The organism is Pseudomonas sp. RIT-PI-q, assembly GCF_001297125.1.
In the GTDB taxonomy this organism is placed as follows: Bacteria; Pseudomonadota; Gammaproteobacteria; order Pseudomonadales; family Pseudomonadaceae; genus Aquipseudomonas.
In genome coordinates this window covers 27,460-50,728 of record NZ_LHPC01000031.1, presented here as the reverse complement: position 1 = coordinate 50,728, position 23,269 = coordinate 27,460, and the positions used below count along the sequence as shown (strand labels likewise).

At 61.2% G+C, this 23,269-nt stretch carries 22 protein-coding genes; 10 read left to right on the top strand and 12 right to left on the bottom strand.

Annotated features, from left to right (window positions below):
- Window positions 1-74 precede the first annotated feature (74 nt).
- From AEQ67_RS16900 to pedF, 4 genes are read right to left on the bottom strand one after another with little or no spacing between them, the layout of a single operon-like run.
- On the bottom strand, window positions 75-1,013 hold the full coding sequence (locus AEQ67_RS16900; RefSeq protein WP_059404977.1) for a quinoprotein relay system zinc metallohydrolase 1: 939 nt from the start codon (window positions 1,011-1,013) through the stop codon (window positions 75-77).
- Between the two features lie 15 nt (window positions 1,014-1,028).
- On the bottom strand, window positions 1,029-1,772 hold the full coding sequence (locus tag AEQ67_RS16895) for a quinoprotein dehydrogenase-associated SoxYZ-like carrier (RefSeq protein ID WP_442965641.1): 744 nt from the start codon (window positions 1,770-1,772) through the stop codon (window positions 1,029-1,031).
- Window positions 1,773-1,783: 11 nt separating this feature from the next.
- Window positions 1,784-2,662, bottom strand: coding sequence for a substrate-binding periplasmic protein (locus AEQ67_RS16890; protein WP_059404975.1), 879 nt, complete (start codon window positions 2,660-2,662; stop codon window positions 1,784-1,786).
- Window positions 2,663-2,665: 3 nt separating this feature from the next.
- Window positions 2,666-3,127: a cytochrome c-550 PedF gene (gene pedF / locus AEQ67_RS16885; protein WP_059404974.1), complete on the bottom strand. Its 462-nt coding sequence runs from the start codon at window positions 3,125-3,127 to the stop codon at window positions 2,666-2,668.
- A 253-nt stretch (window positions 3,128-3,380) separates the two neighbouring features.
- Here pedF and exaA point away from each other — a divergent pair, with 253 nt between their 5' ends.
- Both exaA and AEQ67_RS16875 read left to right on the top strand, forming a co-directional pair.
- Window positions 3,381-5,270 (top strand): quinoprotein ethanol dehydrogenase, encoded by a 1,890-nt coding sequence (exaA, locus tag AEQ67_RS16880; protein WP_082377872.1) that lies wholly within the window; start codon window positions 3,381-3,383, stop codon window positions 5,268-5,270.
- Between the two features lie 99 nt (window positions 5,271-5,369).
- The gene (locus tag AEQ67_RS16875; RefSeq protein ID WP_059404972.1) at window positions 5,370-6,020 is read left to right on the top strand and encodes a pentapeptide repeat-containing protein; all 651 of its coding nucleotides are present in this window, start codon (window positions 5,370-5,372) and stop codon (window positions 6,018-6,020) included.
- A gap of 279 nt (window positions 6,021-6,299) precedes the next feature.
- On the opposite strand, the gene AEQ67_RS16870 is transcribed toward AEQ67_RS16875, so the two are convergent.
- From AEQ67_RS16870 to AEQ67_RS36525, 3 genes are read right to left on the bottom strand one after another with little or no spacing between them, the layout of a single operon-like run.
- A complete protein-coding gene (locus tag AEQ67_RS16870; RefSeq protein ID WP_059404971.1) occupies window positions 6,300-6,938 on the bottom strand; it encodes a response regulator in 639 nt (212 codons plus the stop codon).
- Window positions 6,935-8,197 carry a sensor histidine kinase gene (locus AEQ67_RS16865; protein ID WP_059404970.1) on the bottom strand — a complete coding sequence of 421 codons (1,263 nt, stop codon included), beginning with the start codon at window positions 8,195-8,197 and terminating at the stop codon, window positions 6,935-6,937. Before AEQ67_RS16865 ends, AEQ67_RS16870 begins: the two co-directional genes overlap by 4 nt.
- 2 nt (window positions 8,198-8,199) lie before the next feature.
- Window positions 8,200-8,322 (bottom strand): hypothetical protein, encoded by a 123-nt coding sequence (locus AEQ67_RS36525; RefSeq protein WP_269084739.1) that lies wholly within the window; start codon window positions 8,320-8,322, stop codon window positions 8,200-8,202.
- A 157-nt stretch (window positions 8,323-8,479) separates the two neighbouring features.
- Between AEQ67_RS36525 and AEQ67_RS16860 the strand changes: the two genes are divergently transcribed.
- The 6 genes from AEQ67_RS16860 (at window position 8,480) to AEQ67_RS16835 (ending at window position 13,676) form a co-directional block, all read left to right on the top strand.
- Complete coding sequence (locus AEQ67_RS16860; RefSeq protein ID WP_059404969.1) at window positions 8,480-9,664, top strand: ABC transporter substrate-binding protein; 1,185 nt, start codon at window positions 8,480-8,482, stop codon at window positions 9,662-9,664.
- A gap of 33 nt (window positions 9,665-9,697) precedes the next feature.
- Window positions 9,698-10,657, top strand: a complete 960-nt coding sequence (locus AEQ67_RS16855) for a YVTN family beta-propeller repeat protein (RefSeq protein ID WP_059404968.1) — start codon at window positions 9,698-9,700, stop codon at window positions 10,655-10,657.
- The gene (locus AEQ67_RS16850) at window positions 10,654-11,385 is read left to right on the top strand and encodes an ATP-binding cassette domain-containing protein (protein WP_059404967.1); all 732 of its coding nucleotides are present in this window, start codon (window positions 10,654-10,656) and stop codon (window positions 11,383-11,385) included. The genes AEQ67_RS16855 and AEQ67_RS16850 overlap by 4 nt, the downstream gene beginning before the upstream one ends.
- Entirely contained in the window at window positions 11,382-12,173 is a 792-nt protein-coding gene (locus AEQ67_RS16845) for an ABC transporter permease (protein ID WP_059404966.1), read from the top strand. The genes AEQ67_RS16850 and AEQ67_RS16845 overlap by 4 nt, the downstream gene beginning before the upstream one ends.
- A gap of 223 nt (window positions 12,174-12,396) precedes the next feature.
- On the top strand, window positions 12,397-12,954 hold the full coding sequence (locus tag AEQ67_RS16840) for a PQQ-dependent catabolism-associated CXXCW motif protein (protein WP_059404965.1): 558 nt from the start codon (window positions 12,397-12,399) through the stop codon (window positions 12,952-12,954).
- 56 nt (window positions 12,955-13,010) lie between these two features.
- Window positions 13,011-13,676 (top strand): response regulator transcription factor, encoded by a 666-nt coding sequence (locus AEQ67_RS16835; protein WP_059404964.1) that lies wholly within the window; start codon window positions 13,011-13,013, stop codon window positions 13,674-13,676.
- Window positions 13,677-13,779: 103 nt separating this feature from the next.
- Here AEQ67_RS16835 and nahK read toward each other — a convergent pair whose 3' ends face one another.
- From nahK to AEQ67_RS16810, 4 genes are all read right to left on the bottom strand, one after another.
- A complete protein-coding gene (nahK, locus tag AEQ67_RS16830; RefSeq protein ID WP_059404963.1) occupies window positions 13,780-16,374 on the bottom strand; it encodes a hybrid sensor histidine kinase/response regulator NahK/ErcS' in 2,595 nt (864 codons plus the stop codon).
- Window positions 16,343-17,506, bottom strand: a complete 1,164-nt coding sequence (nosP, locus tag AEQ67_RS16825; RefSeq protein ID WP_059404962.1) for a nitric oxide-sensing protein NosP — start codon at window positions 17,504-17,506, stop codon at window positions 16,343-16,345. Before nosP ends, nahK begins: the two co-directional genes overlap by 32 nt.
- A 513-nt stretch (window positions 17,507-18,019) precedes the next feature.
- Entirely contained in the window at window positions 18,020-19,204 is a 1,185-nt protein-coding gene (locus AEQ67_RS16815) for a porin (RefSeq protein ID WP_059404960.1), read from the bottom strand.
- 209 nt (window positions 19,205-19,413) lie between these two features.
- Window positions 19,414-20,220, bottom strand: a complete 807-nt coding sequence (locus tag AEQ67_RS16810; protein WP_059404959.1) for a sulfite exporter TauE/SafE family protein — start codon at window positions 20,218-20,220, stop codon at window positions 19,414-19,416.
- Between the two features lie 158 nt (window positions 20,221-20,378).
- Here AEQ67_RS16810 and AEQ67_RS16805 point away from each other — a divergent pair, with 158 nt between their 5' ends.
- Window positions 20,379-21,242 (top strand): MBL fold metallo-hydrolase, encoded by an 864-nt coding sequence (locus AEQ67_RS16805; RefSeq protein ID WP_059404958.1) that lies wholly within the window; start codon window positions 20,379-20,381, stop codon window positions 21,240-21,242.
- A gap of 117 nt (window positions 21,243-21,359) precedes the next feature.
- Here the strand turns inward: AEQ67_RS16805 and bkdR are convergent, their stop codons facing one another.
- The gene (bkdR, locus tag AEQ67_RS16800; RefSeq protein WP_017339472.1) at window positions 21,360-21,848 is read right to left on the bottom strand and encodes a Bkd operon transcriptional regulator BkdR; all 489 of its coding nucleotides are present in this window, start codon (window positions 21,846-21,848) and stop codon (window positions 21,360-21,362) included.
- A 185-nt stretch (window positions 21,849-22,033) separates the two neighbouring features.
- On the opposite strand from bkdR, the gene AEQ67_RS16795 reads away from it, so the two are divergent.
- The gene (locus tag AEQ67_RS16795) at window positions 22,034-23,269 is read left to right on the top strand and encodes a 3-methyl-2-oxobutanoate dehydrogenase (2-methylpropanoyl-transferring) subunit alpha (protein WP_059404957.1); all 1,236 of its coding nucleotides are present in this window, start codon (window positions 22,034-22,036) and stop codon (window positions 23,267-23,269) included.

Genomic DNA, 23,269 nt, shown 5'->3' with positions numbered 1-23,269 from the left:
ATCAGCCAACATAAATATTGAATGTTAAGGCCTCATCGCGGGCAAGCCCGCTCCCACAGGGGGCAACGTGTTGTTCATTTGTTCGCGCTGGAATCGACTCGGGTCATTTCTGCGTGTTCGTAACGCGGGTACAGGTGGCTGACGCTGCGGATCAGTTCGTAGCGGCTCAGGCTGATGCCGGCGAAACGTTCGGGGATGGGGCTGCGGATCATCTCCGCCATGTCGCTGCCGTTGGCGGCGCCATCGCGCATGAGCTGGTCGAGCCAGGTGAGGTAGTCGCGCATCTGTTCGAAGGGCTGCTGATCGCTGGCCACCGGTCCATGGCCGGGCACAATCAACGTCCACGGCAAGCCTTGCAGGGTCGCAATGTCCGCCAGCCACACCGACAACCCCGGACTGTTCGGCGTGGTCAGCGCCCGTTGATAAAACACCAGGTCCCCGGCAAACAACACGCCGGTTTTCTGGTCGAGAATAGCCAGGTCCGCGCCCGTGTGCCCACCCAGGCTCAGCAGGCGCAAATCGTGATTCCCAAAACTTCGCACGCCAGGTGTCAGCGTCTCGGTCGGCAACACCACTTCCGTGCCGCGCATCCAGTCGCCCACCAGTCGATACAGGTTCTCGGCCATGCCATCGCCCTGCTGATGCAACAGTTCAGTGGTGCCGGCCAGCGCGCCGATCGGCACGTCGCTGAAGGCTTGATTGCCCAGCACATGGTCAGGGTGGTGATGGGTCAGCAGCACCTGAATCACCGGTTTATCGGTGGTCGCGGCAATCGCCTTGCGCATCGCTTCGCCGTAGCGCTTCGACGGCCCGGTATCGATCACCACCACGCCGCGCTCGGTGACGATGAACGCGGTGTTGACGATGTTGCCGCCGTTGGCCTTGGCAAAATTGTCGGTACTGCCTTCCAGCAGCCAGGTGTCTTCGGCGATCTGTCGGGGTTTGAGCGAGTAATCGAGGTCGGCCCAGACGGGAAGGCTCAGGCTCAGGCACAACAGCAGCATCCAGCGCATCACGCGCTCCTTGGGTCAGGGTATGGCCGCATCGAATTGATTGCCGCTGTTGTCGCGCAACAACAGGCGCGTCTGCCCTGCCCCTTCGATGTCGAAGGTCAGGTTGGGGTTTTCGCTGACGGCGGGAAACAGCTCAAGACGGGCCAGCACTTGATCGTTTTGATCGCGCAGTTCGGCATGGTTGATGAAGAACTCAGGAATGCCGCTGACCATGCCGTTGTCCATCGGGTGCGCAACCTGCAAGCGCACGCGGCTGAATTCGCCACGGGGATAACGACCGCCAAGCACTTCGCCGATGTGCTCTTCCCAGCCCGGTTGCGTGCGCACCACGCTGGGTGCCGTGCAGCCACCGCCCGCCGCATCGATCAAGGTTGAGCCGACATGCCACAAGCCGTCGCGTGTCAGCACTGCGGCGCGCAACGGGGTGGCCTGTTCGATGCGGATGCGGATCGACAACCATGGCAGTACGCGGTCGAGCGGCTGGAAGTCGACGATTTTCGGCAAGGGATTGAGTTCGGCCCAGGCGAGGATTTTCACCACTTCGCCCTTGAACGCCCGGGCGTCGATTTCCAGCGGCACTTGCCGGGCGTCTTCGGCAAACGGCGGCGCCAGCAGCTTGACCCGCTCATCGAACACGAACGGTGCGTCGCCGAGCATTTGCTTGTGATAGAAGTCCCACATCACCGACGGCACCGGGTCCTTGCCCGGTTCGATGTCCGCCGCGTGCGCGGCAATGGGCAACCAGCAGAGCAGACACATCGCTGGCCAATTCACTGTTGATACATCTCGGGCACGTCATAGCGCAGGCCATAATGGCTATAAATGGTGTTGACCGAGCCCTCGCGGATCAGGCCTTCCAGCGCCTCTTCCACGGCATACGCCAGCTGACGGTTGCTTTCGTGCACCGCCATGCCGATCTCCCAAAGCTGCTTGCCCATGTTCGGGTAGGCGTTTTCCGCCAGCGCTACTTGCGGGTCCGCCGCTTCGTGAACTTGCCAGTCGATCTCGCCGCGCATCGCCATGACGGCGTCGACTTCACCGGCCTTCATCGCGGCAAAGGCCTGGGGCACGCCGGGATAATGGTGAGTCTTGGCGGCGAGCATGCCGCTGAACACCGAAGTCAGGTAAAACGACGGCACGCTGTCGACTTCAACGCCGATCGGGTGCTGTTCAAACACGGCGACGCTGCCGACCTTGTCCAGTCGACGGCGGTCATAGGCGACTTGCCATTGTTCGTTCTGGTACGGCCCGAACATCACCACGTGGCCGTTTTCCAACTCACCCAGTTCGTTGCGTTTTTGCGCGTAATCGCGGTCGTACGGCACGCGCATCATCAGGTCGGCCAATTGCTGGTCGTGCAACTGACTGGCACGCCAGATGTAATCGCGCAGGTCATCGTCGAGCTTCTCGCCGGCCGGTGCCCAGATCAGTTTCAGCTGCACGCCAAGGGCCTTGGCCAGCGCCTGGGCGAGTTCGACGTCAACGCCCCGTGGCTGGCCAGCGTCTTCAAAACTGTAGGGGGCAAAGTCCTTGTAGACCGCCACTTTCAGCTCCCCGGCGGCGATCATTTCGTCATAGGTGCGAACCTGCGCCTGCACGACCTGGCAGCACAGCAACACGGCGCTGATCAACACAGCGAGCAGGCGCATGAATTACTCCTCGACGTGAACGCTATCCAGGTAAGTGCGCACCGCCCACAAGGCTTCCTGGCTCAAGTAGTCGGCCATCTTCGGCATGTAGACCCGGCCGTCACGCACCGCGCCGTGGCGAACCCGCTCGACGAACCACTCGTCACCAGCGTCAGCGACGTCGAGCATGCGCAAATCGGGGGCAATCCCACCGGACTTGGCTTCCAGGCCATGGCACGCGGCGCAGTTCTGGTTGTATGCCGAGGAGCCGATTTCCACGGCCTTGTCATGTTCCGGTGAGCTGCGGTACGGGTTCACCGAGGCCCAACCATCGGCATCGACCGGCACCCCGGAATCCTTGATCGGGGTCAGGCCCGGCGTTTCGACGGCCTGCGGGACTACGTTGCCGTGGGCCCAGACAGAACCTGCGCTGATAAAACCGGCCAGCAGTCCGGCAACGAGTAAGGCGTTGCGTTTTGTTGTCATTGTTATGCCCTCTGGATTGCACGCAAAACCTCTTCGAAGAGGCTAAGGCACCCATCTTAGGAACGACTTCGCGCCAGCCCCATGCTGCTTTGGTGGCCGCCATCTAGTCCCTTGGTAGTAGGGCTTGTGGCGCACACCCAAATCAGCTGCCTGTTGGGAATTCTTCCCGGCAACAGCGGGACTTTTTCCGTATCCGGCAACGGCTGCGCGCACCACCCTGTGCAGGCCAAAACCTCCATTGGGAACTGCAACCATGACAATAAGATCGCTCCCCGCCCTTTCCCCTCTGTCTATCGCCGTGCAGGCTTTTCTGCTGGTGGGCAGCCTGTCCCTGAGCGCGGTCAGCTACGGCGCAACCGCACCGGCCACGACCCGCAACGTCACCTGGGAAGACATTGCCAACGATCACCTGACCACCAAGGACGTGCTGCAATACGGCATGGGCACCAACGCCCAGCGCTGGAGCCCGTTGGCCCAGGTCAACGACAAGAACGTGTTCAAGCTGACGCCGGCCTGGTCCTACTCGTTCGGTGACGAGAAGCAGCGCGGCCAGGAATCCCAAGCCATCGTCAGCGACGGCGTGGTCTACGTCACCGGTTCCTATTCGCGGGTATTTGCCCTGGACGCCAAGACCGGCAAACGCCTGTGGACCTACAACCATCGCCTGCCGGACAACATTCGTCCGTGCTGCGACGTGGTCAATCGCGGCGCCGCGATCTACGGCGACAAAATCTACTTCGGCACCCTCGATGCGCGACTGATCGCCCTCGACAAGAACACCGGTAAAGTGGTCTGGAACAAGAAATTCGGCGACCACGCCGCCGGCTACACCATGACCGGCGCCCCGGTGCTGATCAAAGACAAAACCACCGGCAAGGTGCTGCTGATTCATGGCAGTTCCGGCGATGAGTTCGGCGTGGTCGGGCAACTCTTCGCCCGCGATCCGGACACCGGCGAAGAAGTCTGGATGCGGCCTTTCGTCGAAGGCCACATGGGCCGGTTGAACGGCAAGGACAGCACCACCACCGGTGACGTCAAGGCGCCGTCCTGGCCGAACGACCCGACCACCGAAACCGGCAAGGTCGAAGCCTGGAGCCACGGCGGCGGTGCCCCTTGGCAGAGCGCCAGTTTCGATCCGGAAACCAACACCATCATCGTCGGCGCCGGCAACCCTGGCCCGTGGAATACCTGGGCCCGCACCTCCAAGGACGGCAACCCGCACGATTACGACAGCCTCTACACCTCGGGCCAGGTTGGCGTCGATCCAAGCACCGGCGAGGTGAAATGGTTCTACCAGCACACGCCGAACGATGCCTGGGATTTCTCCGGCAACAACGAGTTGGTGCTGTTCGATTACAAGGACAAGGACGGCAAAACGGTGAAAGCCACCGGCCACGCGGACCGCAATGGTTTCTTCTACGTGGTGGATCGCAACAACGGCAAATTGCAGAACGCCTTCCCCTTCGTCGACAACATCAGTTGGGCCAGCCACATCGATCTGAAGACCGGCAAACCGGTGGAGAATCCGGGCCAGCGTCCGGCCAAACCGTTGCCGGGCGAAACCAAGGGCAAGTCGGTGGAAGTCTCGCCGCCATTCCTCGGCGGCAAGAACTGGAACCCGATGGCGTACAGCCAGGACACCGGCCTGTTCTACATTCCGGGCAACCAGTGGAAAGAGGAATACTGGACCGAAGAGGTCAACTACAAGAAAGGCTCGGCGTACCTGGGCATGGGTTTCCGCATCAAGCGCATGTACGACGATCACGTCGGCACCCTGCGCGCGATGAACCCGACCACCGGCAAAGTCGTCTGGGAACACAAGGAGGCGCTGCCGTTGTGGGCCGGCGTGTTGGCGACCAAGGGCAACCTGGTGTTCACCGGGACTGGCGACGGTTTCTTCAAGGCGTTCGACGCGAAAACCGGCGAGGAGCTGTGGAAGTTCCAGACCGGCAGCGGCATCGTTTCGCCGCCGATCACTTGGGAACAGGATGGCGAGCAGTACGTCGGCGTGACCGTTGGCTACGGCGGCGCGGTGCCGTTGTGGGGTGGCGACATGGCCGAGCTGACCAAACCGGTGGCTCAGGGCGGGTCGTTCTGGGTGTTCAAGATTCCGAGCTGGGATAACAAGAAAGCGCAGAAGTAGCCCCTCCAACGGGCAAGCCCACGCCCACAGGGACGCTGCATACCCTGTAGGAGCGGGCTTGCCCGCGAAGACTCGCTCAACCCACCCGAGAATCGCGCCATGAAATACATACCTCTATTTCTTTTGCTGACTTGCTTCCTGGCCCATGCCGACGACGATGGCGACGACGCGCCGCTGATCATCAACGGCTGCACCATCGCCGATCACAGCCAATGCCCCGGTGCCAATCTCAAAGGCGCCAATTTGAGCAATCAGGATCTGCGCAACATGAACCTCAGCGGCGCCGACCTGCGCGATGCCGACCTGCGTCACGCTCGACTGGACCTCGCCAATCTGGAAAAGGCCCAGCTGCAAGGTGCCAACCTGACTCGGGCCAGTCTGCAGCAAAGCAATCTGCGTTTGGCCGACTTTACCGGCGCGACGTTGATGGCGATCCAGGGTTGGGGGCTGTTTGCTCAGGGTGCGCAGTTTCAGGATGCCAATCTCAGTGGCGCTTACCTGCAATTCGCCCGGCTCTCCGGGGCTAAATTGCACAACGCCAATCTGCGGGCGGCGGATCTGGAGATGACCTGGTTGAGCAAGGCTGATCTCATGGGGGCCAATCTAAGTGATGCCAATTTGCAGGAGGCCAAGTTTGGCGAAAGCAATCTGGAACACGCAAACCTGAGTGGTGCGCGGCAGCATTATGCGAATTTTCAGGATGCGAATATGGAGGGGTGCACGGGGTGTCCAACGAGTTGGGATAAATAACTCACCTTACGCATACCCTTGTAGGAGCTGGCTTGCCAGCGAAGGTCGTTAACGATGACGCGTTTTATCAGGATAAATGTGGTGCATTCGAATGCTTCGCTGGCAAGCCAGCTCCTACATTTACCGTGCGCGGCCCCTCTTCGTTTCATACACCAATCCCCTGTAGGAGCTGGCTTGCCAGCGAAGGTCGTTAACGATGACGCGTTTCATCAGGGTAAACGTGGCGCATTTGAGGCCTTCGCTGGCGAGCCAGCTCCTACATTTACCGTGTGCGGCCACTCAGCCAGCCACCCGCACCACCCCCATATCAATCCCCAAATGCACAAGCTCAGTGTGCGAAGTCACCTGCAATTTACTCTTCAACAACGTCAGGTGATTCGAAACCGTCTTGTTGCTGATACTCAACTGCTCAGCAATCACCCGCGCCGGCGTACCCTTGGCCAGCATCACAAAAATCTCCAGTTCACGCTGAGTCATGCTCTGCAAACGCGGATCACTGGCATCCTGCCGCGGATGACACGCCAATTGAGTAGCCAGCGACTGTTCAATATAGGCATGCCCCGCAAGAATCCGCCGCACCGCCTCAATCAGCACCTCAGGCGCCGAACTCTTGGTCAGATACCCCGAAGCCCCGGCATCCAACGCCTGGCGCACCAACGGCAACTCATCGTGCATGCTGAAAAACAACACCCGCAACTGCGGCAAGCGCTGACGCAACCGCCGCGTAGTCTCCAGGCCACTGATCCCCGGCAAGCCGAAATCCATGATCACCAGATTCGGCACCGCTTCCTGAACCCGCAACAACGCCTCCTCCCCCGTGGCCGCCTCACGCACTTCCATCGCCGGCAGCAGCGCCCGCAACAGACTGGCATAACCCTGGCGAACCACCGCATGGTCATCGACCAACAGAATATTCATGACACCTCCAAAGGCACGCTCAAGGCCAGCGCCCAACCGGCACCGGGGTGACTGATGATCCGCAACTCGCCACCAAGGCTGCGGGCGCGTTCGAACATCGAATACAAACCCACGCCCGGTCGCTGAGGTTGCTGTGCACCGCGACCGTTATCGCGAATCAGCAAACGCAAATGCCCGCCACGATGTTGCAGGCGAACCCGCACTCGGCTGGCGTCTGCGTGGCGAGCGATGTTGGTCAGGGCTTCCTGCAACAAGCGATAGAGGTGGGTTTTGTCCGCCACCGACAGCGCCGGCAACTCAGAGCTGACCCGTAACCGGCAATCGATCCCCTGCCGGCCCTGCCACTGCTCAACCAGCAAACCAAAGGCTTCGGCCAATGGCAGATGTTGCAGTACCACCGGATAGAGGTCGTGAACCAGCGCCCGAAAGCCCTGTTGCAAGTGTTCGCAGTTATGTTCCAGCTCGCGCACCGTGCGTTCGACCACCAAGGGTTGATCCGCCACCAACCGCAGCAGACAAGCCTGCGCGCGAATGCCCGCCCGGTATTGGCCGAGGCCGTCGCGCAGGGTCTGCGCCAGATGAGTGCGTTCCTGCTCCTGCACCGCCAATAGCGTCTGGGTCAATTGGGTGTTGTCGGCACGAGCCTGCTCCAGCGCAGCGGTCATACGGTTGAAATGCGTCGCCAGTTGCCGCGCCTCCGGCAATCCTTCGGCACGCAATCGCACCTGAAGCTGCCCGCCCGAGACCTGTTGCAACGCCCGCAACAACTCATCGAGCAAGCCCATGCCCCGGCGCACGGCCCAGCGGATGGTCAACAGGCTCAACAACAACGCCAACCCGCAGAGGCTCAGCAGCTGCTGCAAGGAGTCCCAGACTTCGTCGATTTCATCTCGCGGATCCACCGCAATCTGCACCCTGCGGCCATCCTGTAAATCCAGCACCCGCGCACTGTGCCGGGCTTCGGCGAACAACAAGCGCCCGAGCCAGGCATCCAGCCCATCCTGCACCGGCAGCCGTGCCGCTTCGCCCGACTCCAGCCAGCGCACCCGCACATGCCGCAGGCTACTTGTCAGCCTCGGCTGCAAGCTGGCGGGGTCGCGCTCGGCGGTTTCGCTCAGGTACTCGACCACCGCTTCGGCGGATTGCAGCTCGCGCTCCACATCCTCTACCGCCTGGTGCACCAGCAAACCCATGCACGCCAAGGTGACCAGGGCGAAAAACCCGCACACCCAGAGGTTGATCCGCCACAGGGCCGACACGCCTAGCGCCCCGGTGTCATGGGCGCGAGCTGTACCAGAGCCGGGCGCGGGCCGTGAAATTTATCGATGCCGATCAGGGTCAGGATCAGCAACAACGGCAGGAGCAGCGCTTTGAGAATACGCATGGTCGATCTCCTCCACAGTAATGGCCGTTGAAACCCATGCTAAAACCGCGCCGCCGGAGATGAGTTACTACCTTGGTACTGGCTCACTGGTACTTTCTGCATATTTCATCCCGGTCCCAGGGTTCCTATGCTGGCGCTACCTGTCATGGAGTGCCTTATGCGCCAGCTTGCCCCATACGCCCTGATCTACCTGCTGGCGATTGCCGGCGCCGCCGGGCTGGCGCCCCAGAGCCAGGCCGCCGACGCGCCGTTGCAGGTGCAGATCGGCTACCTGGGTTATCGCCCCGATCCAGGCCCATTGCTGTCGAACATCATTCCCGAGCCGGTGGATGCCGGGTTGCGTGGCGCCGAACTGGCGGTCACTGACAGCAACAGCCCCGGGCGCTTTCTCAATCAGAGTTACAGCCTGGTCGGCGCCAACGTCGACACCCCGGATGCGCTGCTCGATGCGGCCAAGGCCCAGCATGAACAGGGTCTGCGCCTGTTTGTGGTGAACGCACCGGCCGCCAGCCTGCGTCAGCTCAGTGCCGCGTTGCCCGACAGTTTGCTGTTCAACGCCGGCAGCCCCGATGACAGCCTGCGCACCACCGATTGCCTGCCGAACGTGCTGCACAGTCTGCCGAGCCGGGCGATGCTCGCCGATGCGCTGGCGCAATTTCTGGTGGTGCGCAAATGGCAACGGGCGCTGCTGATCGTCGGCCCGACGCCTGACGATCAAGCCTATGCCGCCGCCCTGCGCCGCGCCGCCAAACGCTTCGGGCTGAAACTGGTGGCGGAAAAAGCCTGGAGCTTCGACAACGATCAGCGCCGCAGCGCCCAGGCCGACATGCCGCTGTTCACCCAGACCGCCGAGTACGACGTGGTGCTGGTGGCCGATGAGCGCGGCGATTTCGGTGAATACGTGCCCTACCAGACCTGGTATCCACGGCCGGTTGCCGGCACTCAGGGCCTGACCCCGGTGGGCTGGCACAAAACCGTGGAAACCTACGGCGCCGCGCAATTGCAAAAACGCTTCGAAGCCATGGCCGGACGCTGGATGAACGATCGCGATTTCGCCGCATGGATCGCCGTGCGCAGCATCGCCAGCGCGGTGAGCAAGCTGCGCCAGGTCGATCCGATGGCGATCCGTACGCTTGAGATCAGCGATCAATTGCCGCTGGATGGCTTCAAGGGTCGCAAGCTCAGTTATCGGCCGTGGAACGGCCAGCTGCGCCAACCGATTCCCATCGTCCAGCCCCGCGCGCTGGTCAGCACCTCGCCCCAGGACGGTTTCCTGCACCCCTTCAACGAGATGGACAGCCTGGGTTACGACAAGCCCGAGGTCAGTTGCCGCTTTCCCTAGTCCCTGATCCATAACAACAACAAGGAATCCGCCATGCGCCGCACCCTGCTCTCTTGCGCCCTCTTGCTCGCCGCCGGGCATGCCGCGGCCAGCACCGCCTGGGTCTCCAACGAAAAGGACAACAGCCTGAGCCTGATCGACCTGCAAACCCTGCAAGTCACCGACACCCTGCCCGTCGGCCAGCGCCCGCGCGGCCTGCTGCTGTCCCATGACAACAAGCTGCTGTACATCTGCGCCAGTGACTCGGACCGGGTGCAGGTGATGGACGTGGCCACGCGCAAGATCATCAAGGAACTGCCGTCCGGCAAGGACCCCGAGCAATTCGCCCTGCACCCCAACAACCGTTGGCTGTACGTGTCCAACGAGGACGATGCGCTGGTGACGGTGATCGACACCGAAACCTCCAAGGTGCTGAGCCAGATCAACGTCGGCGTCGAGCCCGAAGGCATGGCCGTCAGCCCCGACGGCAAATGGGCGGTGAACACCAGCGAAACCACCAACATGCTGCACTGGATCGACACCAGCACCCAGACCCTGGCCGACAGCACCCTGGTGGATCAGCGCCCGCGTTTCGTCGAGTTCACTCCCGACGGTTCGAAGCTCTGGGCCTCGGCGGAGATCGGCGGCACGGTGACCATTCTTGACGTGGCGACACGCAAGATCCTCAAGACCCTGACCTTCCAGATCAAGGGTGTGCACCCGGACAAAGTCCAGCCGGTGGGCATCAAGCTCAGCGCCGACGGCAAGTACGGTTTCGTCGCGCTCGGCCCCGCCAATCATGTGGCGGTGATCGATGCCAAGACCTTCGAAATTCTCGATTACCTGCTGGTCGGTCGACGCGTGAGGCAGATGTCATTCACCCCGGATCAAAAGCAATTGCTCGCGACCAATGGGGACAGCGGCGATGTGTCAGTGATTGATGTCGACAGCCTCAAGGTGACCAAATCGATCAAGGTCGGGCGTTATCCGTGGGGCGTGGTGGTGACGCCATGAACGCACTGGAAGTCAGCGACCTGAGCTTCGCCTATGGCGCGCGCGAGGCCTTGCGTCAGGGGAATTTCAGCCTGGCGCCGGGGCGCTTCGCGGCGCTGTTGGGGCCGAACGGCGCGGGTAAATCGACGCTGATCGCCCTGCTCACCCGGCTGTATGATTTGCAGCGCGGTGACATCCGGGTTGGCGGTTGGTCGCCGCGCAACGCGGCGCGGCCGGCGCTCAGGCAATTGGGCGTAGTGTGTCAGCAGAGCACTCTGGACCTGGACCTCAGCGTCGAGCAGAACCTGCGTTATCACGCCGCGCTGCATGGCATGTCGCGGCGCCAGACTGGCCTGCGAGTCGAGGCTGAACTGGCCCGCCAAGCGCTGACTGAACGCCGTCGCGAGCGGGTGCGCGAACTCAATGGCGGTCATCGTCGCCGGGTGGAAATCGCCCGCGCCTTGCTGCATGAACCCCGCCTGTTGCTGCTCGACGAAGCCAGTGTCGGCCTCGACCCGGCCAGTCGGTTGGCGCTCAACCAACACATTCGCAGCCTGTGCCGCGAGCAAAACATCAGTGTGCTCTGGACCACGCATTTGCTCGATGAAGTGCAGCCCAGCGATGACTTGCTGATTCTCCATCAGGGCCGCTTGGTCGCCAGCGGACAGGCCGATGCGCTGAGCCTGGAACACGGTGGCGATCTCGGCTCGGCCTTCGCTCGCCTGACCACCTCTGGAGCCGCCCGATGAACGCTTATTGGCAATGTTTCAGCGGCATCGTCCTGCGCGAATGGCTGCGCTTTGTGCTGCAGCGCACGCGGTTTCTCAGTGCGCTGGTGCGGCCGCTGCTGTGGCTGCTGGTGTTCGCTGCCGGTTTTCGCGCGGCCCTCGGGATTGCGATCATCGAGCCTTACGACACCTACATTCCCTACGAGGTCTACATCATCCCGGGCCTTGCCTGCATGATTCTGCTGTTCAACGGCATGCAAGGTTCGCTGTCGATGGTCTACGACCGCGAGATGGGCAGCATGCGCGTGCTGCTGACCAGCCCTTTGCCCCGGACGTTTCTGCTGTGCAGCAAGTTGTTGGCCACCTCGCTGATTTCGCTGTTGCAGGTGTATGCCTTTCTGGCGATTGCCTGGCTGTACGGCGTGCAACCGCCGGCCATGGGTTTGTTGATTGCCTTGCCGGCGTTGCTGCTGGTGGCGTTGATGCTCAGCGCCCTGGGCCTGCTGCTGTCCAACGCGATCCGCCAGTTGGAGAACTTTGCCGGGGTGATGAATTTCGTGATCTTCCCGCTGTTTTTCCTGTCGTCGGCGTTGTACCCACTGTGGAAAATGCGTGAGTCCAGTGAGTGGTTGTACGGGTTATGCGCGGTGAATCCGTTTACCCATGCGGTGGAGCTGGTGCGGTTTGCCTTGTATGAGCGCTTCAACCTGTTGGCGCTCGGGGTCTGCGTGGCTTTGACGCTGCTGTTCACCCTGCTCGCCGTGCTCACCTTCAACCCGCAACATGCCGCCCTGCGCAAATCCACCTGATCACCATGCCCCCTGTGGGAGCGGGCTTGCCCGCGATAGCGTCAGTTCAGTCGACATCAATATTGAATGTTCCGGCCTCATCGCGGGCAAGCCCGCTCCCACAGGGATCTCCATTGAATACGGTGAAATTACTACTTTAGTACCGGTTTACCTGTCTATCGTCGCATTCCAATCGCACCGCGACTGGCATGTAATGGGTTCATAACTATAAGGATTGAACCCCATGCCGCGTGCCCGACGCCGTCTGCTGCGCCCTTCTCTCGCTGTGCTGTCGCTGAGCCTGTTGCTGGGCGTCGCACACGCCGAAACCCCGCTGTTCTCCCCCGACGGCTATCGCATCGGCCTGTACCGCAGCCCAACGCCGAATCAACTGGACGGTGCGGCCATCGTCGACACCGCCGCCCTGCAAACCCTGCTGAGCCAAACACCGCATCCGGTGCTGATCGATGTCTACCGCCGCCAATGGCTGCAAGGCCGTTTCATCGAAGACCAGCCCCACGAGAACCTGCCCGGCAGCCATTGGCTGGCCAATACCGGCGACGGTGACCTGACGCCCGACTGGCGCGACTATTTTGCGCGTAAGCTGAATGCATTGACCGCTGGCGATCGCGCGCAACCGCTGGTCTTCTACTGCCGCGCCGATTGCTGGTTGAGCTGGAACGCGGCAAGACGCGCCGCCGCCATGGGCTATAAAACCCTGTATTGGTATCGCGATGGCCTGGACGCCTGGCAAGCGGCGAACCTGCCCGTGGTGCCGGCCCAGCCCGAGCCCTTCCCCTGAGCTTTACGCGTGCGAGTTGTTGCCACACCATAATCAAAATAATGAGGTGAAAGGCTATGTACAAAATTCTGATTGCCGACGATCACCCGCTGTTTCGCGAAGCCATCCATAACGTCATCAGCGACGGTTTCCCCGGCAGCGAAGTGATGGAAACCGCCGACCTCGACAGCGCCCTGGCGCTGACTCAGGATCACGACGACCTGGACCTGATCCTGCTCGACCTGAACATGCCCGGCATGCACGGCCTCAATGGCCTGATCAACCTGCGCAACGAAGCGCCGACCATTCCGGTGGTGATCGTCTCGGCCGAGCAGGACAAACAGATCGTGCTGCAAGCCATTACCTACGGCGCGGTGGGGTTCATCACCAAATCCTCGCCACGGGTGCAGATGACCGAAGCCATCCAGCAAATTCTCAATGGCAATGTCTACTTGCCGCCGGACATCATCCGCACGCAAAAACCCGGCACTCACCGGCGCATGAACGACAACCCGAGCTTCCCTGCGGAACTGCTCCAGGCCCTGACCCGCAAGCAGTTGCTGGTGCTTGAGCGCATGACCAAGGGTGAGTCGAACAAGCAGATCGCCTACACCCTGGAAATCGCCGAAACCACGGTCAAGGCGCATGTCTCGGCGATCCTGCGCAAACTCAATGTGCACAACCGGGTGCAGGCGATTTTGAGCGCCGGGGATATTGATTTCGGTTCCTATCTACGACGTTGAGACCGTGTCGCGCCCATCGCGGGCAAGCCCGCTCCCACAGGATTGTGGAGATCCTGTGGGAGCGGGCTTGCCCGCGATGGCGACAGTAGATACTCCAGAAAATTCAAGGACGACCGAGCAAATGACTCATCGCCGTCTTGAGCTTCATCGGCCGCACCGGCTTATGCATCAACGTGTGCCCCAGCTCGCGAATCTGCAGTTTCAGCTCATTGCTGTAATTGGCAGTAATCATCATCGCCGGGATCGCTGAGCCTCGCCGGGCATTGATCCGGGCCACGGCATCCACGCCGTTCTGATCGTCATCCAGGTGATAGTCGGCGATCAGCAGGTCGGCCTCTTCATGGTAGTTGTCCACTTGCCGAGCCAGGTCCGACTCCGACAACGCCGTCACCACCAAACACCCCCACCCTTCCAGCAAGGTGCGCATGCCGGCGCAAATCGCCGCGTCGTTGTCCAGCACCCACACCCGCGCGCCGCGCAGACGTTCAAGCATCGGCTCACTCATGACCAGACTCGGCAGCGCCTTCGGTGCGGTCGCGCTCAAAGGCACCTCAATCGAGAACATCGAGCCCCTGCCCGGCCACGAACGCACATGAATCCGGTGCCCGAGAATCCCGGCAATCTTCTCCACAATCGCCAACCCCAGACCCAACCCGCGATCCTGATCCGGACGCTGCACATCACCGCGCTTGAACTCCTGGAAAATCTCCTCCAGCCGGTCTTCCGCAATGCCCATGCCACTGTCCCACACCTCAATCGACAACCGCTGATGATGACGCCGGCACCCGAGCACCACCCGACCGCTGTAGGTGTAGCGAATGGCGTTGCTCAACAGATTGCGCAGAATCCGCGCGAGCAACTGGATGTCGCTGCGCACCAGCGCCGAGCACGGGATGAAATGCAGTTGCAGGCCTTCGCTGCGGGCCACTTGGGTGTATTCGGCGGCGAGGTTTTCCAGCAACTCGCTGAGGGCGAATGGCGCAATGTCAGCCTTGATCACCCCGGCATCCAGTTTGGAAATGTCCACCAAGGTGCCCAGCAGGTTTTCCACGTCTTCCAGGGAATTGCTGACATTGCGCACCAGAATCGCGTTGGCCACCGGCTCGCGGCGCTCCATCAGCGCGCTGGTAAACAGCCGCGCAGCATTCAGCGGTTGCAGCAGGTCGTGGCTGACAGCCGCAAGAAATTTGGTCTTCGACAGGTTGGCCTGTTCGGCTTCGAGTTTGGCTTCGCGCAAGCGCGATTCCACCCGTCGACGTTCATCGATCTCGCGCAGCAACTGGTCATTGAGCGTGGTCAGCTCCGCCGTGCGTTCACGCACCCGCAGCTCAAGGTTCTGATAGGCCTGGTGCAGCGCCTCGGCGGTGCGGCGGCGTTCGGTGATGTCGCGGATCAACACGAAAATCCCCACCACTTCCCCGGTGGCCAGGCGATTGGGCACGTAAGAGCGCAGCATGTAGCGCTCCTGATTATTGATGTTGGTTTCGGCGAACTCGAACGTCACGCTCTCACCGGCCAGGGCCCGCGCCACGTAGGCTTCCAGGCGTTGGTAATGCTGTTCGCTGTGCACTTCGCGCAGGCTCTGCCCGAGCATCACGCCGCGCGGCCAGCAGTACCATTCTTCGTAGACTTTGTTGGTGAACTCGTAGACCAGATCGGCGTTGAGGTAGGCGATCAACGCTGGCACATGGTCGGTGATCAGGCGAATCCAGCGCTCGCTTTCGCTGAGGGCTTCGGCGTGCTGATAACGTTCGGTGATGTCGGTGAAGGTGTTGACGAAGCCACCGGTGGGCAGCGGATGGGTGCGGATTTCCAGCACCCGGCCATCGTACAGGCGCTGTTCGCATTCCTGCACGTGGCGCCCGTTAGGATCGCGGCTGGCCGGGGTCAGCAGGTTCAATTCGCTGTCGGCGATCACTTCGGCGAACGGCCGATGCGCGGCCACCGGCGCGAGCCCGCTGAGTTCGAGGAAGCGCCGGTTCCACAGCTCCAGAATGCCCTCGGCGTTGACCATCGCCACGCCTTGGGACAGGTTGTCGACCGCCCGCTGCAATAAATGCGATTTCTGCGCCACGGCTTGTTCACGGCGCACGGTTTCGCTGAGTTTGACGTCGGTGATGTCGGTGAACAGGATCACCCGCCCGCCTTCCTGGGTCGGCCGTTCGCTGACTTGCAGCCAGCGTCCGTTCTGCAATCGATAGAGCAGGTTTTCGTCGGCATGCCCACGGGGTTCTTCGGTGAACAGCCCGGTGGAAGACATCAACCGCTTGACCTCGGCCAGGCGCATGCCGGCGTTGATCCGCACCCGGCTGTTGCCCCAGAACGCCTTGAAGCGGCTGTTGAACAAGACGATTCGCTGGTCGGCATCGAACAGTACAAAGGCGTCGGAAATGCTCTCGATGGCATCGATCAAATGTTGATGGGCAGTTTCCGCGCGCAGCCGCGCTTCGCTGAGCAAGTGGTTGCCCGACTTGAGTTCGGCCATGGCCTGGTTCAAGGCGTCGGTGCGTTCGCGCACCTGTTCAGCCAGCACCACCGAATGCTGGAACGCCGCGTACGGGTCGTTGCCACGGGTGATGCCGGACTCGATCCGCTCGATCAGCGCGCTATTGATGCGCTGCAATTTCTGGTTGTCGTGGCGCAGGCTGGCGACTTGCGCCTGAAGCTCAGCGATGTCCGGGGGACCGGTCTCGGGCAATGGCGACCCCGGTGAAGGTCTGGTTGATGTGCATGCCATTGAACTGTTCTCCGTAGGTGTTGAAACCCATCACCCGTTGGTCACGCAAAAAACTTCCGATCTGCTCTAGACTGCCGCCGTCTTCGAGTTCCAGACGCCTGAGAAAACAGTCGCAGCCGATGGTCAGCAACAGGTCGCCGAGGCGTTCCTGAAGTCCTTCGAACAGGGTTTGCAGGTTCGGCAGCATCGGGCCTGGGGTCATGACCGTGAGGACGATGCCGTTTTCCACCGCGCAGTAGAAACTCAGGCTCAGGTCCGGGTGAACCTGCTGGATCGCGCGCACGTAATACTGATCGTTGATCCGCACGGCCAAGGGGTGCGCGGCGAAAACCCGGTGATCGAGTTCCGCCACCGGCACGCCGATGTGGCGGGCGTACTCCTCGGCGGCGGGTTCGGCATTCAGTTCGAAGACCCGGCGCGAGGCGCTGTCGGCCCCGGTCACCACCAGTTTTTCCGCCCTTGGCAAGATGTGATGGGTGGTGAACACTTCAAAATCCAGCCAGGTGTTGACCAGCACCACCACCGCTGCGCCGCGGTGGAACTCGCCGTTGAAATAGACGTGGGTGTGGGTCAGTCGGTTGTCGTCACCGGCCGAACCGCCGAAATGCGGAATATCGCCCAACGCTGCACTCAGGGCGGCGAGGACCATTTCTTCGCGGCTGGACAGGCCGTCGAGCAAGGTCAGGGCAAAGCTGTTGCCCTTGATCGGCGCCAGGGTGTTGCTGCGACAGCCACTCACCAGACGCTCGACCATTTGCTGGGCGTCGATCAGGCTGAAGTGCTCCATTTCGGAGATCAGTTCGGCATCGATGGAAAAATGCCGATGGTCGAAACCCACTGCGGTCACGCAATTGCGACCGTAGCCCAACGGGGTGATTTCCCCGGCGCTGGTGCAACCGACCAGACGAATGCCGCCGAAGCTTTGTTGCAAGGCCTGGCCCAGCGCCTGCAAGTCGTACTCGGCGGAACAGAAAAACAGCACGAAGCCCAAATGCGGATGCAACAACTGCCGCGCCAGCTCCTGCGCCACCTGCTGTGCATCGGTGGCCTGGGACATCGCACTGACCACCCCTTCACTCTGGACCTGCTGCATTGTCGCCTCCCGCAGGTGCGCGTGTATGAGGCACGAGTGTACGAAGGCTGAGGGCTGCGACGTATGCTACTTGGGTAGCGAGTAGCCGCTTCGATGGGATGAGAGCCGATCTATCGCGGATCTAAAAAACGCCACACATCCCCTGTAGGAGCGAGGCTTGCCCGCGAAAGCGCTGTGCCAGTCGACATCGATGTTGAACGTGACGGCCTCTTCGCGGGCAAGCCTCGCTCCTACAAGGGCTTGGCGTGGGGTTACCAGGTCAGCACCGCTCCCACTGTAGGAGCGAGGCTTGCCCGCGAAAGCGGTGTGCCAGTCGACATCGATGTTGAATGTGACGGCCTCTTCGCGGGCAAGCCTCGCTCCTACAAGGGATTGGCATGAGAATCAGCTCAACACCGCACCCTCTGTAGGAGCGAGGCTTGCCCGCGAAAGCGGTGTGTCAGTCGACATCGATATTGAATGTGACGGCCTCTTCGCGGGCAAGCCTCGCTCCTACAAGGGATTGGCGTGGGGTTACCAGGTCAGCACCGCACCCACTGCGAAGGTATCGGTGTTTTCATTCTGGTCGCTGGTGTCGTGGCCGTTGATTTCGAACTGGTTGTACTCGGCCACCAGCTTGAGGTTGTCGTTGATGTCATGGAACAGCGCGACACCCCGGGTTTCATAGTCCGCACCGCTGCCCACCACGCCGTTGCCATCGTCGTTGGTCTTGCCATAAGACAAAGCCAGACGGTTTTTGCCGAGTTTGTAGGAGCCCTGCAACAGATAGCCGTCGCTGTCGACGTTGCGCAGGGTCGGCTCGCCCGCATTGTTGGTGAAGAACGGGTTGATGCCCTTGGCCTGGAAGCCGGAACCAACGAGGGTCACGCCGCCCATTTTCGCCTGCACGCCGTAGCCGACGCCTTTGGAAGTCACCGAGTTGACGGTGGAATCGGTATTGTCCGACGTCTGGTAGCTGCCGTTGACCCAGCTATAAATCTTCGCCCCGGCGACGTCGAACTGGTAGGTGATCTCACTCTCGGTACGCGGGTTCTCCTGATAGGCCTTGCCCACCGGGCTGCTGTCGTTGGTGTCCACCGGGTCCATGATCCCCACCGCCACCCGCAGTCCCTCCATCACCGGCGTGCGGTAGGTGATCTGCGATGTCGGGAACGGGTACGGATACCCCGTGCCGATGTTGCCGAACGACACCCCGCCACCGTCCACCAACCCCAGGGTGTCACTGACCTGGCCGTAGCCGGCGAGCAACTCGTCGAGCAAGATGTTGGAGCGGGCAAACAGGCCGAAGTCCTTGCCGATCAGCACCTCGCCCCACTCGGGATTGGCCACGGTGCCGTAGAACTGCCGCACGTCGATGGCCGTGTCGGTGCCGTTAGTCTGGCTGTCATTGATGGTCACCCAGAACGACGCCCGGGCGCCGAGCTTGAGGTCATCGACTTGCTTGCCCATGTTGAAGCCCAGGTAGTTGGGCAAGTACCCCATCTTCACTCGCGCCTGCTTGCGATCGAATTGATCGCCGGCACGGTCGACATCGCTGTTCACGTAGAAGGCGTTGATGTAGCCGTCGGTGGAAAACGTGGTCTGGTCCTTGTCGTACAGCATGATCTCGGCCTCGGCCACTGAGCTCAGGCCAAGGGACGACAGGCTGGCGATGAAGGCAGGCAAGAAACGATGCTTGAAGTTCTTATTGTTGTGCATGACGCGCTCCGCAGCGGGGGACTGGATGTCGGAGGCGATTATCGAAAGCTGACCGGCGGCGTCATACGCTGCCTTGGAGGCGGTTTGCAGGTGCTTTGGTTTGGCCGCTGGTGCGCGGCAAGTTCGGTGTAAGACCGGGCCACGGCAAGGCCCGGAACTAAGGGTGTACGCCTTCTCGGCGGACTGGCGTCCAGAGGAACCCCTGCTGGCTAGACGCCCGCTCTAAACAGCATGTAAGCGGCGACCACGACACAGATGGACGCGAAGCCTGTTTGCAGTGCCCGGGGCGGTACGCGTGCGCAAAGTTTTCGGCCAATGACCATGCCGACGATGCTCGCGAGGATGAATGTCACGCCCAAACCGTCGATGCGCACCCCGGCATGAAACGCCCCGATCACGCCGATGGCCGAGATCAGGCTGATCACCATCAAGGAGGTGGCGACAATCCCGCGCATCTGCACATCGGTCAATTGCTTGAACGCCGGGACGATCAGAAAGCCACCGCCCACGCCGAGCAGCCCGGAGACCACGCCGGTCACCGCACCGAGTGCGGCCAGGGTCGCGGTACATTTGGCGGTCCAGGAAAAGCGCCCGGTCTGTTGATCGAGCATGCAGTTTTTCTGGCCCCAGTTGGCGTGGCCGTGGTCGCTCGGCCCTTCGTCCTGGCGCTCGCGACGCAACATCCGCCACGCCACCATGACCATCAGCAGGCTGAACAGGATCATCAGGATTTTTTCCGGCAACTGATGGGCGAAGTAGATGCCGATCGGCGAAAAAATCGCGCCCAACAATGCGATCAGCAGCGCCGCGCGATAACGCACCAGTCCGTGACGCAAGCCGTCGATGGCGCCAACAGCCGCCGCACTGCCCACCGCGAACAGCGCGACCGGCGCCGCTTGAGTCATGCTCCAGCCCAACCCCAGCACCAGGGCCGGCACGGCAAGAATGCCGCCGCCGGCACCGGTCAAACCGAGTACCAGTCCCATCACCACGCCAAAAAAACTTGCCAGCAACATAAAACACTCATGGTCCGCAAAAGCCGGGAACGCCCGGTATCGATGACTGACAGGATAGAGCCCATACAGCTTTTTTCCTTCATTGAATTGAGGCGGGGCTGGTCAACCCGGGGAAAATGAAACTACCCTCAACACTTGTCCCAATAGAAACGGCCACCATGCCCGCCTTGATTGAAGCCTTCCTCGACCCCGCCTCATCGACCTACAGTTACGTGATCTACGAAACCGATGGCGGCCAATGCGCGATCGTCGATCCGGTACTCGACTACGACCCGGCCGCCGGGCGCACCGCCTCCACCCAGGCCGACAAAATCATCGCCTTCGTGCGTCAACATCAACTGCACGTGCAATGGCTGCTGGAAACCCACGCCCACGCCGATCACCTGTCCGCCGCGCCGTACCTGCGCCGGGAACTGGGCGGCAAGATTGCCATTGGCGAGTCGATCAGCAAGGTTCAAGGCGTGTTCAAGACCCTGTTCAATCTTGAGCCGGAGTTTTGTATCGATGGTTCGCAGTTCGATCATCTGTTTGCGCCGGACGAATCGTTCCGCATCGGCAATCTGAAAGCCACGGCCCTGCATGTACCCGGCCACACCCCGGCGGACATGGCTTACTTGATCGACAGTAACGTGATTCTGGTGGGCGACACGCTGTTCATGCCGGACGTGGGCACCGCGCGTTGCGACTTTCCCGGCGGCAACGCCAACCAGATGTTTGCCTCGATCCGCAAACTGCTGGCCTTTCCGGCCAGCGTCAGTCTGTACGTCTGCCACGACTACCCGCCCGAGGGCCGCGAGCCTCGGTGCATGAGTACGGTGGGTGAGCAGCGTAAAAGCAACATTCACATTCATGACGGTATTGATGAGGCCGCCTTCGTCGCCATGCGCACAGGGCGAGATGCCGGGTTGGGCATGCCAACGCTGTTGTTGCCGGCGATTCAGGTGAATGTGCGGGCGGGGAATCTGCCGCCGCCCGAGGACAACGGCGTCACGTACCTGAAAATCCCCCTGAACAAACTCTGACCCTGCCTGTAGGAGCGAGCTTGCTCGCGATGGACTTGAGGGCGACGCGTTTATTCAGGTAACTCGCGTTATCGTTAACGTCCATCGCGAACAAGCTCGCTCCTACAAGGTGATGTTTCAGTTGGCGAGGGTCAAGCCATTGGCCGGCAACGGCAGCGCGGTCTTGTAGCGCACCTGCTTCAGCGCAAAGCTCGAACGGATGTTCGCCACGCCCGGCACTTTGGTCAAAAAATCCATCATGAAACGCTCCAGCGACTGAATCGTCGGCACCAGCACGCGGATCAAGTAGTCCGGGTCGCCGGCCATCAAATAGCACTCCATCACCTCCGGGCGATCCGAGATCGCTTCTTCGAAATGCTGCAACGCCTCCTCCACCTGTTTTTCCAGGCTGACGTGAATAAACACATTCACGTGCAGGCCCAGCAGATCGGCATCCAGCAGGGTCACCTGCTCACGAATAAGCCCCAATTCCTCCATCGCCTTGACCCGGTTGAAACACGGTGTCGGCGACAGGTTGACCGAGCGTGCGAGGTCGGCGTTGGTGATACGGGCGTTCTCTTGAAGGCTGTTCAAAATGCCGATATCGGTACGGTCCAGTTTGCGCATGAGACAAAACCACCTGTTTTTTATGTTTATGCAGATTATTTATCCTCAAATGATCTCCAGCGCAACGAAACAGAGATAAATATTCTTCTGGACCGGGCCTATTATTGTTGTAGGACAAGATTCCTTTTATCGAAGGAAATCTGTCAGCTCACTACAAAAAATTCACAAGATCGAGCGTAGAAGCCATGAACCAAGCGTACGAACCGCTGCATCTGCACGTTCCCGAACCTTCGGGCCGTCCTGGCTGCAAAACCGACTTTTCCTACCTGCGCCTGACCGACGCCGGCACGGTGCGCAAACCCCCAATCGACGTTGAACCGGCTGACACGGCTGATCTGGCCAAGGGCCTGATTCGCGTGCTCGACGACGAAGGCAATGCCCTCGGCCCATGGGCTGAAGGCGTGCCGGTCGAGATCTTGCGTAAAGGCATGCGCGCCATGCTCAAGACGCGGATCTTCGACAACCGCATGGTGGTCGCCCAGCGTCAGAAAAAAATGTCGTTCTACATGCAAAGCCTTGGCGAAGAAGCCATCGGCAGCGCCCAGGCCCTGGCCTTGAACATCGACGACATGTGCTTTCCGACGTACCGCCAGCAAAGCATCCTGATGGCCCGGGAAGTGCCGCTGGTAGACCTGATCTGCCAACTGCTGTCCAACGAGCGCGATCCGCTCAAGGGTCGTCAGTTGCCGATCATGTACTCGGTGAAAGACCACGGCTTCTTCACCATTTCCGGCAACCTCGCCACCCAATTCGTACAGGGCGTGGGCTGGGGCATGGCTTCGGCGATCAAGGGCGACACCAAAATCGCCTCGGCCTGGATCGGCGACGGCGCCACCGCAGAATCGGACTTCCACACCGCCCTCACCTTCGCCCACGTTTACCGTGCGCCTGTGATCCTCAACGTGGTCAACAACCAATGGGCGATTTCCACGTTCCAGGCAATTGCCGGTGGTGAAGCCACGACGTTCGCCGGGCGTGGCGTCGGTTGCGGAATTGCCTCCCTGCGGGTTGATGGCAACGATTTTGTCGCGGTCTACGCGGCTTCTGCCTGGGCCGCCGAACGTGCGCGCCGCAACCTCGGTCCGACCATGCTCGAGTGGGTCACCTACCGCGCCGGTCCGCACTCCACCTCTGATGATCCGTCCAAATACCGTCCTGCCGACGACTGGAGCTACTTCCCGTTGGGCGACCCGATTGCGCGCCTCAAGCAGCACTTGGTGAAAATCGGCCACTGGTCCGAAGAGGAACACGTCGCTGTCAGTGCCGAACTCGAAGCCGAAGTGATTGCCGCGCAGAAAGAAGCCGAGCAGTACGGCACCCTCGCCGGCGGCCAGATTCCAAGCGCCGCGACGATGTTCGAAGACGTCTATAAAGAGATGCCGGAGCACTTGAAGCGCCAGCGTCAAGAGTTGGGGATCTGA